Source organism: Thermus aquaticus, assembly GCF_001280255.1.
Lineage (GTDB): Bacteria > Deinococcota > Deinococci > Deinococcales > Thermaceae > Thermus > Thermus aquaticus.
Genome location: NZ_LHCI01000090.1, coordinates 1 through 422, shown reverse-complemented (window position 1 = coordinate 422; position 422 = coordinate 1). Strand labels below are relative to the sequence as shown.

The window sequence follows — 422 nt, the reverse complement described above, 5'->3', positions numbered from 1 at the left end:
CCATCCCCAACCCCCGGGCCCCCTGGAAGGCCCACATCGTCTACGAGCTGGAGCCCCCTATCTGGCTTTCCTCCCCCAAGGCCCACGAGGGGCAGGCCAACCCCTTCGCCCTGGTGCGGGAGGTAGATGCCCTCCTTCGGGCTTACTTTGGGGCGGACCCGGCCTACAACGGCCTCCTGGGGCGGAACCCCCTGGCCCACCCCTACCTCATCGGGGGCGGGAAGCTCTGGGACCTCCCCGGCCTCCTGGAGGAGCTTAGGGAACTCACCCCAAGGAGGCGGGCCCTGGCCTACCTGGACACGGCCACCTACGGGCGCAACTGCACCCTGTTTGACCATGTGCGGGCCTTCGCCTACGGCGTGGTGGCCATGTACCGGGGGAAGCCGAACGGCTTTGAGCTCTTCCGGCAGGCGGTGGCCCAC

The 422-nt window shown here is 69.2% G+C and carries 1 pseudogene; it reads left to right on the top strand.

What is annotated here, in order from left to right:
• Positions 1-422: pseudogene (locus tag BVI061214_RS13970) on the top strand (replication initiation protein); the annotation flags it as partial.